The 11,725-nt window shown below is 69.0% G+C and carries 11 protein-coding genes; 6 read left to right on the forward strand and 5 right to left on the reverse strand.

Going from position 1 to position 11,725, the window contains the following annotated elements; translation table 11 throughout:
* Nucleotides 1–58: 58 nt before the first annotated feature.
* The gene (locus OG792_RS20290; protein ID WP_329101169.1) at nt 59–271 is read right to left on the reverse strand and encodes an MbtH family protein; all 213 of its coding nucleotides are present in this window, start codon (nt 269–271) and stop codon (nt 59–61) included.
* A gap of 308 nt (nt 272–579) precedes the next feature.
* Between OG792_RS20290 and OG792_RS20295 the strand changes: the two genes are divergently transcribed.
* Entirely contained in the window at nt 580–1,488 is a 909-nt protein-coding gene (locus OG792_RS20295) for an alpha/beta fold hydrolase (RefSeq protein WP_329101171.1), read from the forward strand.
* A 78-nt stretch (nt 1,489–1,566) separates the two neighbouring features.
* Here the strand turns inward: OG792_RS20295 and OG792_RS20300 are convergent, their stop codons facing one another.
* The 3 genes from OG792_RS20300 to OG792_RS20310 all read right to left on the reverse strand — a co-directional run bounded on the left by OG792_RS20300 (nt 1,567) and on the right by OG792_RS20310 (nt 4,451).
* Nucleotides 1,567–2,307: an FkbM family methyltransferase gene (locus tag OG792_RS20300; RefSeq protein ID WP_329101172.1), complete on the reverse strand. Its 741-nt coding sequence runs from the start codon at nt 2,305–2,307 to the stop codon at nt 1,567–1,569.
* A 294-nt stretch (nt 2,308–2,601) separates the two neighbouring features.
* A complete protein-coding gene (locus tag OG792_RS20305; RefSeq protein WP_329101173.1) occupies nt 2,602–3,267 on the reverse strand; it encodes a response regulator transcription factor in 666 nt (221 codons plus the stop codon).
* Nucleotides 3,264–4,451 carry a sensor histidine kinase gene (locus tag OG792_RS20310; protein ID WP_329101174.1) on the reverse strand — a complete coding sequence of 396 codons (1,188 nt, stop codon included), beginning with the start codon at nt 4,449–4,451 and terminating at the stop codon, nt 3,264–3,266. Before OG792_RS20310 ends, OG792_RS20305 begins: the two co-directional genes overlap by 4 nt.
* 215 nt (nt 4,452–4,666) lie before the next feature.
* Between OG792_RS20310 and OG792_RS20315 the strand changes: the two genes are divergently transcribed.
* From OG792_RS20315 to OG792_RS20330, 4 genes are all read left to right on the forward strand, one after another.
* Nucleotides 4,667–5,755 carry an alpha/beta hydrolase gene (locus tag OG792_RS20315; protein ID WP_329101176.1) on the forward strand — a complete coding sequence of 363 codons (1,089 nt, stop codon included), beginning with the start codon at nt 4,667–4,669 and terminating at the stop codon, nt 5,753–5,755.
* Nucleotides 5,752–7,041, forward strand: coding sequence for an acyltransferase family protein (locus OG792_RS20320; protein WP_329101178.1), 1,290 nt, complete (start codon nt 5,752–5,754; stop codon nt 7,039–7,041). Before OG792_RS20315 ends, OG792_RS20320 begins: the two co-directional genes overlap by 4 nt.
* A 483-nt stretch (nt 7,042–7,524) precedes the next feature.
* Nucleotides 7,525–8,328: a sulfotransferase domain-containing protein gene (locus tag OG792_RS20325; RefSeq protein WP_329101180.1), complete on the forward strand. Its 804-nt coding sequence runs from the start codon at nt 7,525–7,527 to the stop codon at nt 8,326–8,328.
* A gap of 229 nt (nt 8,329–8,557) precedes the next feature.
* Entirely contained in the window at nt 8,558–8,986 is a 429-nt protein-coding gene (locus tag OG792_RS20330; protein WP_329101182.1) for a cold shock domain-containing protein, read from the forward strand.
* A gap of 210 nt (nt 8,987–9,196) precedes the next feature.
* Here the strand turns inward: OG792_RS20330 and OG792_RS20335 are convergent, their stop codons facing one another.
* Nucleotides 9,197–10,498, reverse strand: coding sequence for a macrolide family glycosyltransferase (locus OG792_RS20335; RefSeq protein WP_329101184.1), 1,302 nt, complete (start codon nt 10,496–10,498; stop codon nt 9,197–9,199).
* Between the two features lie 188 nt (nt 10,499–10,686).
* Between OG792_RS20335 and OG792_RS20340 the strand changes: the two genes are divergently transcribed.
* Nucleotides 10,687–11,517: an NmrA family NAD(P)-binding protein gene (locus OG792_RS20340; protein WP_329101186.1), complete on the forward strand. Its 831-nt coding sequence runs from the start codon at nt 10,687–10,689 to the stop codon at nt 11,515–11,517.
* Nucleotides 11,518–11,725: the final 208 nt, after the last annotated feature.

The raw sequence follows: 11,725 nt of genomic DNA on the forward strand, positions 1-11,725 counted from the left end.
CCACCTGCCGGGGCGCCGGGTTGCGCCGGCGCCCCGAACCAGGAACATCCCGTACGCGTCAGTTGCCTTCCATGGCCTTGATCAGGCTCTTCGGCCGCATGTCGGTCCACGACTTCTCGATGTAGTTGAGGCAGTCCTGCCTCCCGGCCTCACCGAACACCGTTTCCCAACCGGCGGGTACGTCGATGAAGACCGGCCACAACGAGTGCTGCCCCTCCTCGTTGACGAGCACCAGATAGTTGGCGTCGGGATCCTCGAACGGATTCGTCACTGCTGAGTCCTTTCTCCACCGCCGAGCTGTGTGCCGGGGCGCCATTTCAGGGACGACGCCGACACTATGGGCCCCCCGGCGCCGCTCAATCAATCATGCGGAAGCCGAGCCGCCGAACACCTGGCAGACGCCTCGCCGGCCCCGTTCAACTGTGCTGTGGGGGCATTTGAACGTGGCGCCGATCGATCGCCGAGCGGCGCGGCGGGAGTCGGTGACCGGCTCTGTTGCGCGACCCCTTCACCACATTCGGCGCGGTCACCGTGGCGCTGGTTCGTCCCTCTTGTCGTCGTCGCCAGAGAGGAATCAACATGAGTGGCACCGGTACGATCACCATCCGCCGGCACATCCGTGACAGGTTCACCTTCGAGACCCGCACAGTCGCCGGACCGGCGCCGGGCGCCACACCGGTCCTGCTGGTCGGTGGCGCCTTCCAGCACAAGGAGTCGTGGGGCCGTCTCGAACGGTTCCTCCTGGAGGAACGGCCGGTGATCACAGTGGACCTGCCCGGCTGGGGTGCGGCGGACACGCTGCCGGCCGACTACGACATCGATTTCCTGGCCGACACGCTGCGTCAGGCGCTCGACGAGCTCGGCGTGGCCCGGGTGGACATGGCCGTCGGCTCGTACGGCGCGATGATCGGCTATCGGCTGGCGCAGCTGTGTCCGGAGCTGGTCGAGCACCTGGTCATCATGGCCTGCCTGACCACGATCCCGGAGGCGGTGCGTCCCGCGGTCGAGCACAGCCTGACGCTGCTGCGGGAGCGGCGGATGGAGGAGTTCGCCGCGGCCACGGTGGCGCTGTTCATGTGCGCCGACACGTCCCGCACCATCGTGCACCGCATCGCGGTCGACCGGATCCTGACCCGCCGCTTCGCCACGGTCGGCGCCGACGAGGCCGAGAAGTACGTCCAGAACACCCTGCGCCTGCTCAGCCGCGACCATCTGGAGCCCGAGCCGGCGATCCGGACGCCGCTGTTGGTCGTCACCGGCGAGCACGATACGTACACCCCGCCGGACATCTCGCGCCGGGTGGCCCGGACCAGCACGGACGGCATCTTCGCGCTGATCGCCGACGCCGACCACATGAGCCACCTGGAACGGCCGCGGGAAACCGCCGATCTGTTCCTCACGTTCTTCGGCGATCGGCCGGTCGAGGACCTGGAGTTCGTCGGGGCGGTCGAGCGCACCACGGCCGCGCCGGCCGAGGTGGGCGTCTGAGCGACGCGCGGCCCGTCCCGCCGCCGGTACGCGCAGGGCCGCCCCACGCCGGACGCGGGGCGGTCCTGCACGGCCGTCCTACCGCGGCGGCACCCGGAACACGTAGTTGTTGGTGTGTGCGCACACCCGCTCGGTCGCGTGCCATCCGTTGCGCCACAGGTACATGGTGTAGCCACGCTCTCGTAGCCAGGTCACAATGTCGTCCGGTCCGTACTCGTACCGGGCGGTGTGCCGGGCCTCGATCTCGATGTACATCGTCGGCAGGTATTTCTCGATGGTCCGCTCGCCGCCGTGCAGCACGTGCAGCTCACCGCCCTCGACGTCGATTTTGAGGAAATCGAGCCGGGTGAGGCCGACCTCGGCGGCCAGTTCATCCAATGTGGTCACGTCGACCATCACGTCGGCGTGGTGGGTGAACTCGTCGTTGGATCCGACGCCCTGCGAGCGCCAGTCCAGGAAGGAGCGGCTGGTCGCCGCTCCGCCGGGGCCGAACGGCACCCGCATGGCCACCCGGCCCGGCTCGGCGCCCATCGCGACCGGGTAATAGCGCACATTGGGCCGTGTCTTGGCGGCCAGCAACCGACTCCACAGTGGATGTGAGAAGGACAGTGGTTCCACGCTGTGCACCAGCCCGGCGGGGCCGACCAACTGGGACAGCGCTTGGGTGTAGACCCCCGCCGCGGATCCAACGTCGACACACACGTCACCGCGCTTGACCAAGGTACGCATGGTCGGCAGTTCGTTGTCCAGAAAGCGTGTGTGACGAGCGACCAGGTTGGTGACGATGTGGGTGAGGGTCGATCGGTCGAGGCCGGGCATCCGGTTCTCCGCAACGGTCGAGGATGAGATCGTGCCCACAGTAGAAATGATCTACCGGAGCGACATCCCCTCGCGGACGTACGTCCTGAGGCGACCCGGCGCAGCCTATCGTGACCGACGGGTGGATGCTCAAGTCCGGGTGGCACGGAATCATTGACGGGTGGTCCGGGCGAACCCGTCGACACCCCCGCGCCGTCGAACCGGCCGGCGCCGACCGCCGGGGTGGCCGCTATCTGATGGGGGATCCCGCCCCGCTGGCGTACCTGGCGGCCATGCGCGTCCGGCGGCCGGGCCTCACCGCGACGTCGACACCAGCCCCATCTCGTAGGCCAGGATCACCAGGTGCACCCGGTCGCGGGCGTCCAACTTGGTCAACAGGCGGCCGACGTGCGCCTTGGCCGTGGCCACGCTGATCCACAGCTCGCCGGCGATCTCGGTGTTGGACCTACCCTGACCGATCAGCGTCAGCACCTCGCGCTCCCGCTCGGTGATGACGTCGGCGGTCCGGGTCGGTCCGGCCGGCGCGACGGTCGCCGGCCGGCGGACGAACTCCTCGATCAGCAGCTGGGTCACCCGCGGCGCGAGCAGCGCCTCACCGCCGGCGACCACCCGGATCGCGCCGAGGATCTCGTCCAGCGCCATGTCCTTGACCAGGAAGCCGCTGGCGCCGGCGCGCAGCGCACCGTACACGTACTCGTCGTCATCGAACGTGGTGAGGATCAGCACGCGCGGCGCGTCGGGGCCGACCACGACGCGCCGGGTCGCCTCGATGCCGTCCATGCCCGGCATGCGGATGTCCATCACCACCACGTCCGGCCGCATCCGGGCCACCACCGTGACCGCCTCGTCGCCGGTGCCGGCCTCCCCGACCACCACCAGGTCCCCGCTGTCGGCGATGAGCACCCGCAACGCGCTACGGATCAACGGCTGGTCGTCGACCAGCACCACGCGGACGGTCATCGGGCGGGGGCCAGCGGGATCCGGGCCGCCACCCGGAAGCCACCCTCGGGACGGGGGCCGGCGTCGAACTCGCCGCCGAGCAGGCTGACCCGTTCGCGCATCCCGGCGATGCCGTAGCCCGCGCCCACCGCACCGCCACGCCCGTCGTCGATGACCTGGATGGACAGCTCGTCGGAGCGCTGGTCGACGACGACCTCGCAGTGCCGCGCGTCAGCGTGCCGCACCACGTTGGTCACCGCCTCCTGAATGATCCGGTACGCCGACAGGTCGATGTCGGCCGGCAGCGGGCGGTCCTCGCCACTGGACCGGACCTCCACCTGCACGCCGAGGTCGAGGGAGCGCTTGGCCAGCCGACCGAGATCGGTCAGGCCCGGCGCCGGGTCCAGTGGAGCGGGGCCCGAGCTCGCGTCGGCACGGCGCAGCGAACCAAGCATACGGCGCAGCGCAGCCAGGGTCTCCCGACCGGTCTGCTCAATCTCGACCAGCGCCTTCCGGGTCTCCTCCGGCTGGGTGTCGAGCACCCGCCGGGCCATGCCCGCCTGCATCGCGACCACCCCGACGCAGTGCGCGACCATGTCGTGCAGCTCCCGGGCGATCCGCAACCGCTCCGCCCGTACCGCGCTCGCCTCGGCCTCGGCCCGCTGCGCCTCGGCGAACAACCGGCGCTGCCGCATCGAGTTGCCGATCATCCAGGCGGTGACCATGGCGAGGACGTCCTGCGTCGCCCGCTCGTTGAGGTCGGCCGGGCTGAGTTGGAACGCGACGGCCACCAGCAATTGCAGGACCAGCACGAGGACCGCGGTGGTCACGGAGACCCAGCGGCGTCGACCGGCCGCGACGAAACCGACCGCGACGTCCACCGCGACGATCTGGATGGTGCGTAGCGCGCCGTGGAACGACTCGTTGTCGGACACGGCCGTGGAGATCGGCAGCTCCACCAACGCCACGTCGAGCAGCATCACGGCCAGCGCGACGAGCGGTCGCCGGCGCAGCCCAGCGACCGGCAACGCCATCAGCAAGATCGGCACGATGAGGCGAAGACCGAAGGGCCAGTTCGCCGGATTACCGGTATTCAGCCATACGAACAGCAGCACGGGCGAGAGCACGCAGCTGCCCCAGACGATCCAGGAACGGAACCGCGCCGACCCGCGTCCGGGCAGCTGAGCAGGAGCGATGACCGACATGGGTCGATCCTATCCAGCCCGCCACCAGGCTCATCAGTCCACGGGCCTAAGCCGGGGGTCTAACCCATCGGAGGCAATGTCATCGATAGACCGATGTCTGTCGGCCGCCTCATCGACACCCTGGATCCCATGAACCAACCCGCGCACCAATCCCGCGGAAACGCCACGCGCGATCCCGCCATCGACCCCCGCGGCCGCACCGACCGGAGGCGGGGGTGATCCGGTTCGCCCGGAGCGGTTGGCGCAGCAGCCTGTTCACCTGCCTGACCGGCGTGCTGATTTCCCTCGCACCGGCGGCCGCCGTCACCCTCCCGCCGTCCGGTGCCGTGCGGATGACCCCGCCGGTGGGCACCGCGGCGTGGCTCGCCGATGCCCGGCGCCTGCCCGACCCGGTACGCACCGACCCGGCCACCATCCACCGGTTCCTGTCCACCCTCGATCCCGAGGAGCAGCGCGGAATGGCGGCGACATACCCGGACGTGGTCGGCAACCTGGACGGCGCGCCGCCGGCGCTGCGGTACGAGGCAAACCGGCGGGCAATGGCCGCGGCCGGTCCGCCGTACCGGGACCAGCCCGGGCAGTACCTCTTGTTCGACCCTCGCGGGCAGGGCCAGGTCGCCCAGGTGTTCGGCGACCTGGAGCGCGCGGACCGAATCGCCGTCCTGGCGCCCGGGGCCGGCAACCGGGCTGGCAACTTCTGGCGCGGCGTCGGCGGCAAACGATTCCGGTCCCCCTCGGCACAGGGCGAAAATCTCTACCGCTCGGCCCGTAGCCACACGATGCCGGCGGAGCGGTTCGCCGTCGTGGTCTGGCTGGGGTACGACGCTCCGGACGGGATTGACCTCTCCGCCGCACGGGAGGACCTCGCCCACACCGGGGCGGCCGCCCTGGAGCGATTCGTCACCGGGTTGACCGTGCTCCGGCCTCGGGCCACTATCGCCTTGCTCGGCTACAGCTACGGGTCGACGGTGATCGGCATTGCCGCGCGCCGCCTGCCGATTCAGGTGACCGACATAGCGGCGTTCGGCAGCCCGGGCATGGGAGTGGACAGGGCGGCGGAACTGGGCACCCGTGCGCGCATCTGGGCCGCACTGTCCCCGCGCGACAACATGCGTTGGGTGCCCGGTGTGCACGTACGCGGCCTCGGCCACGGCGCCCAGCCGGCCGAGCCGGGATTCGGGGCCATCGTCATTCCCGCCGACGACGTGCCCAACCACGACCACTACCTGACGGTGGGGACCCGGTCGCAGGCCAGCCTCACATCGATCGCATTGTTCGGCACCGACGTACCGGAGATGCCATGACCATCACCCTCAAGCGGCCCACGACGGCCGTGGCAACGAACTGGACGACGAGGATCGCGGCGTCGATACCGCCTCACCGGGACCGTACGGTGGATGCCCTGCGGGCCGTCGCCATCCTGGGTGTGGTTTTCGGGCACTGGATGGTCTCGGCGGTCGTCAGCGATCCGTATCTGCCGACGGCGCTGCACGGTGAGAGTCCGTTGTCGCACATTCCGCGGTTCGCCCCGGCGAGCTGGCTGCTACAGACCCTCGGGCTGTTCTTCTTCGCCAGCGGCTACGCGGCCGTCCGGTCCCGGCGTGCGAAGGCGGACCCGCCGGACGCGCCTCGGAACCGCCCGACCCGTACGCTGCGCATCCCACTACGGTCGGCCCGTTACCACCGTCTGCTCCGGCCACTGCTGTTGTTCGCTGCCGTGTGGGTGCCGGCCCTTCTGCTGCTGGACGCCATTGGCGCACCGGTCAGCACCCGGCACGTCGTCACCTCGTTGGTGACCCATCCGCTGTGGTTTCTACCCGTGTATCTGACGCTGCTGGCGCTCACCAGCGTGCTGCTCAAGCTCGTCGTACGCTGGGGGCCCTGGGCGATTCTGCCGGCGGTGGGGCTCATCGGGGCCACCGACGCGTTCCGTGCCGACGGGTTGCCGCTGTGGTGGAAAGTCGTCGTAACCGTGGTCGGCTGGTCGGTTCCCTACCTGCTGGGCGTCGCGCTGGCCGAGAACCGGCTGCCCCGATACGCCGGCGCGGGCATGCTGGCCCTGGGCATCACGGGCGGGACCCTCCTGGTGCTCGTGGCTGGCTATCCCGCCAGCGCCGTCGGCGTGCCCGGGGACCGTTGGTCCAATCTTGACCCGCCATCGCTGTTCACCCTGTCACTGGCCCTCGCCCAACTCGGCCTGTTCATGCTGCTGCGAGCGAGGCTCGCCCGGATCCTGCGTCGCCCCGCGCCGGGCGCGCTGGTCACCCTGCTCAACCGGGCCGCGATGACGCTGTTCTGCTGGCACCAGACCGCAATGCTGCTGGTGGTTTTCGCCGGTCTGCTCGTCGGCGGTCAGCTGCCCGGTCTGCTCGATGTGCCCGACGGCTGGTGGCCGCTGCACCGCCTGATCTGGCTGCCGCTGTTCGTGCTGGTCTTGGTCGGTCTGGTGTTGATCTTCGACCGGCCGTTCGCAGCGGCGGCACCGGCCGACCGAAAAATCGGACCAGCCGAACCAGCCAGCGCGGCGAATCCGGATCCGGTCGGCGAACCGCCGCCGCCCGATGGACCGGCGGGCGCCGGGGCTCCATGACCGCAGTCTCCCCGATCCCTCCTTCGCCGGGCTTGCCCGGGCCGGCGCCGGCCCGGGAAGGCTGAGCCGGCCCGGTGGCGGGCGACCGCATGCTCGTAGCGTCCGTGTGATGCGGCGGCCGCCGGCCGCCGCATCACGGTGCCCAACACCGGGACAGGCGCGCCTGCACTCGGCCCCCGTCGACATACCGCTACCCCCGGCCCGGAGAGCAGGGGCAATAATCGTCCAACTGACCCGATCCGCAGTTGGACGCCGACGTGGTGCGGCAGGGCCCCGACTCGGCACGTGTCACGTGCACCGGCCGGCGTGCCGGAATGGCTTCCGCGGGCGGCGTCGCGACCCGGCAACCCCTGTTCACCTGACAGCGAGTCGCAACGATGGCGCCCTCGCATGTCCCATCGCATACTGTTCGGGCGGGGGCCCAGATAAACGCGACGCGTCCGTAATCGCGCATGCGTCACTTGGTCTCGAAAAGGAGAGAGAATGCGCCAGGTTGCATGGCTCGCCAGCTATCCGAGGTCCGGCAATACTTGGACTCGGGTCCTGCTGGCGAGTTATCTCGCGGACGCTTCCATGACCTCCATAGCCTCACCCGAAGAGGCCCTTGACGAGGCTATTCCAGACATCCATGTACTATTGTCGGCCGGGCGCATGATCCCGTTCAACGAAGACGGGCGGCCGACAATCGTCAAGAGCCATTTCCTGCCGGACGCAGACTTGATGCAGGTACATAGATCGTCCACCACCAAGGTAATTTACCTGTTGCGTAATCCTCGGGACGTTCTGCACAGCACGATACCTCATCTCGGCATCGGCAAGGAGTACGCGGCGGATTACGCCAAGAGCTTCATCGAGAACCGCGGAGCCCCGGTCTGGACCGAGGGGTGGGGAACGTGGCTGTCGAGCGTTCGCGAATGGTCGGACCCGGAAAACGTGTCGCGACACTTCCCGAATGCGGAGCTGCTTGTCGTTCGGTACGAGGACCTGCGGGCAGAAACGCCCCAGAGGCTACAGATGATCCTCGAATTCCTGGACCTGGGCCCGGTGGATCCCGCCCGCGTACGGAGGGCAGCCGAGAACTCGTCACTCCGTAGGATGCAAGCGACGGAACAGGAGCTGGTGGCTTCCGGGCTGATTCCGGCCGGACAGAACCGCTTCGTCGGAGAGGGGTTGCAGAATCAGTCTCTGGCAAGCCTGGGTAGTGACGTGGAAATTGCGTACCAGGAGATGCTGAAGAAAGATGAGGAGTTCTTCGAATATGTACGGAGGTTCAAGTACGAGGCTTAATCGATGGCTTCACGAGGGATGCACCGTACTGCGCTACGGACAGCACTCCCGAGTGCCCGATTAGCACCGTCTACGTGCCACTCCCCTGGCTCCGTCAGGCACGATTCGTCGGCGCACGTGTGGTAATGTCGAGGCGTGAGCGTGCCGCCCATTGCAGGTGGTCGCCCACTGTCGGCTGGCAATATTTGTTGGATAAGTGTTCGAGCGTTGAGTGAGTGTGGGGTTGGTTGTGGCTTCTGTGGGTAAGATCATTCGATTCGATGACGTGCGGGGCTACGGATTCATCGCACCGTCCGACGGCGGCGAAGACGTCTTCGTCCACGCCAACGACTTCGGGGAACACCGCCAGTCGGTGCGGGTCGGCCTGCCCGTCGAGTACGAGGCGGTGGGCGGTGACCGCGGCCTGAAGGCCCTGTCGGTGCGTATCGTCGAGACGGACGGACTGGTCAACGGGACGACCAACGGTGACGAGCGCCGACTCCGGGTCCGGGCGGACGGCGACGAGGAGATGTGCGACGTCCTCGCGCCCGCCGAGTTCATGAGGGCCGTGACGGAACTACTCCTACAGGGCGCACCGTCGTTGACCGGCGCCCAGATCATCGAGGTTCGGGAACGGTTCGTCGAGTTCAGCCGTTCCCATGGTTGGGTGGATGGCTGAGCAGCACTGACGGCGACACGACCGCCGACCGGTGGTCCGTGGAGCACCGGCGCTCGCCCGGACGACCCGGGTGCCGGCGCGCAATTGATCAAGGCTCTGGGCTGGCGTTCCTCGCCGGACCAGAGCCCTGTTCATATCCGGTCGGCCACCGGTGACCCGGGCGCTGCCGCGTCGCGCGGGTGGACGTGCCGATCCCGGCGTGCCGGCGGGTCAGCGCAGGCAGTCCTCCACCAGATCGGCGGCGCGAGCCGGGCCGTTCTCCGCCCGGAGTTCCTTGCTCAGCAGAGCCACCCGCGCGGCAACCTGCCGGTCGGACAGCAACTCCCCGACCGTCGCGCGAAGCCGTGTCGCCGTCACCTGTGCACTGTCGAGCTGTCGAGCCACGCCGAGGTCCACCAGGCGCTCCGCGTTGCCGAACTGGTCGTTGGCGAACGGCACCACGATCATGGGGGTCCCGCTGCGCAGGCCCTCCATGGAACTGCCCATCCCGCCATGGGTCACGAACAGGTCGCAGACCTCCAGGACGCTCACCTGCGGCACCCAGCGGTGCACCTCCACGTTGGCCGGAAGGTCGCCCAGCGCGACGGCGTCCAGGTGCTTGCCGATCTGGAGCACCACATGCCAGTCGGGCAGGTCACCGAATGCGGCCAGGCACTCACGGTAGAAGCTCGGCCGGTCGGTGAGGACGGAGCCGACCGAGACGAAGGCCAGTTTCGCCACCCCAGCGGGGCGCTCCCAGCCGACCCGTGCGCTGTGCTGGTCGGCGCACCAGCCCACGAAGGTGTACCGGTTGGCATCCACGGCTTCCGGCAGCGGCTGCATGTACCGCGGTATCAGCACCAGCGCCCGTTCCGGCTCCCCCAGCATGAACTCGACGGGATCCACGTCCGCCATCCCGTTGTCCGCCAGCCACGCGATGAACCGCTGGCCCAGCTCCACGCCACGCAGGTCGTCCAGGACCGCGGCCGCCTGTTGCAGCACGTACTCCCGCTGGCCCTCCCAGGGCACGACGGTGGTGGAGAACTGGATGGTCGGGACGCCCAGGTTGCGGGCGAGGATCCGGATGGCGTCCGTTCCCGTCTCGTTGACGACGAGGTCGGGTGGATCCGCCTCGAAGATCTCCCGGAGTTGCGGCAGTAGGGAGATGTCCTCGTTGACGGACAGCTCCAGCATGTCGAGCGCATTCTTGGTCTGCGGGGGCAGCCCGTTGGCAATGGGCAGCGTGGAGGTGTACGCGGCAAAACGCGCCCCGGTCGCCGTTATCTGATCGGCGAACGCCGGGATGTTCACGTAGGTCACCCGGTGCCCCCTGGCCACGAGCTCCCGCACGAGGCCGAGAGTGGGGTTGACATGGCTGAAGACCGGCGACGACATGACTGCGATGTGCGACAACGGGGTACCCCTCTGGCTGGCAGACGATGAGGGTCGACGCGGCACGTGCCAGGCCCGCTCGGGCGCCCCCTGCCGCCCGGATGCGGCGACACGGCGGTCGGCGAGAGTAGGCGCAACCATCGATGGCGGCTAGATCGTAGCGTCTCCGGGCTGTCAGAACACCGATGCCGAGGACTGTTCAAGTACATTCCCGACCGCAGTTGAGCGGTTGATCCCGGGTCGGGTCCACTGCCCGCCATCAGCCCCGGCTCCTTGACCTTGAGTGCTGTTGAGGTTCTAGCGTCGTCGCAAACGGAGGGAGTTCGACTGTGACGACACTGGTTACGGGTGCCACCGGGAACACCGGCCGGCATGTTGTGGCGGAGCTGGTCCGCCGAGGAGAGCCCGTTCGGGCGCTGACGCGGAATCCGGTTGCCGCCGCGGGGAGATTTCCGGCCAAGGTGGAACTGGTGGCCGGCACGCACACGGCACCGGAGTCGTTGGACGCCGCCCTCGATGGCGTCAGCCGGTTGCACATCACGGTGACGGCGGGGCTCGCCGCGGTCGGGTCCGACCTGGTACGGCGGGCAGTTGGGGCGGGCGTACGGCGTATCACCGTGGTGTGGGGTGGTGGTGTGGGGCCGGTCGAGCAGGCTGTGGCGGACTCGGGTGTGGAGTGGACACGCCTGGAACCGCAGGAGTTCATGAGCAACACGTTGACCTGGATCGAATCGGTTCGGGCCGAAGGAAACGTGCGCGAGCCGTACGACTATCCCAGCGCGCTGGTCCACGAGGCCGACATAGCGGCGGTGGCAGCGGTCGCGCTTCTCGACGATGGCCATGCGGGGCGCGCCTACAACCTCACCGGGCCGGAGTCGCTGACCCCGCGCCAACGGATCGCCATCCTGTCCCGGGCAATCCGCCGCGACATCGCTTTCGTCCCGATCACGCACGATCAGGCCGTCGACAGGCTGATGGCCACCGGTGTGTCCCGGGCGGACGCCGAATATGTCATCGGCTGGTACTCCGCTCCCACCGATGCCTCCACGACCGCCGTCGACACCGTCGAGCAGGTGACCGGCCGCCCGGCGCGTACGTTCGCGCAGTGGACGGCCGAGCACGCGGATCGTTTCCGGGCGCCCCGCGATACGGTCGGCTAGGGTCCTCGGCGGCGCCCCCTGGAGCCGGGAACGACATCGCATCGTCCGCCGGCGCGGGCGCCTCGACCCCGGCGACCGGGGGCGCTTCCGTCGGTGCCGCGCTCGCAGGCGACCAGCCCTCCGCCGGCCCGACGAAGTCCGTCGCGCCGCCACCAGCTCCGTCGCGACCCGCGGCACACGAGACCTCCCCGCCCGCGTCCCCGGCCGC

Source organism: Micromonospora sp. NBC_01699 (assembly GCF_036250065.1).
Lineage (GTDB): Bacteria > Actinomycetota > Actinomycetes > Mycobacteriales > Micromonosporaceae > Micromonospora_G.

Coding starts and splice junctions, on each gene's coding strand:
- OG792_RS20325 (WP_329101180.1), top strand. CDS start 7,525: ATGCGCCAGGTTGCATGGCTCGCCAGCTATCCGAGGTCCGGCAATACT.
- OG792_RS20310 (WP_329101174.1), bottom strand. CDS start 4,451: ATGTCGGTCATCGCTCCTGCTCAGCTGCCCGGACGCGGGTCGGCGCGG.
- OG792_RS20320 (WP_329101178.1), top strand. CDS start 5,752: ATGACCATCACCCTCAAGCGGCCCACGACGGCCGTGGCAACGAACTGG.
- OG792_RS20295 (WP_329101171.1), top strand. CDS start 580: ATGAGTGGCACCGGTACGATCACCATCCGCCGGCACATCCGTGACAGG.
- OG792_RS20335 (WP_329101184.1), bottom strand. CDS start 10,498: ATGGTTGCGCCTACTCTCGCCGACCGCCGTGTCGCCGCATCCGGGCGG.
- OG792_RS20300 (WP_329101172.1), bottom strand. CDS start 2,307: ATGCCCGGCCTCGACCGATCGACCCTCACCCACATCGTCACCAACCTG.
- OG792_RS20305 (WP_329101173.1), bottom strand. CDS start 3,267: ATGACCGTCCGCGTGGTGCTGGTCGACGACCAGCCGTTGATCCGTAGC.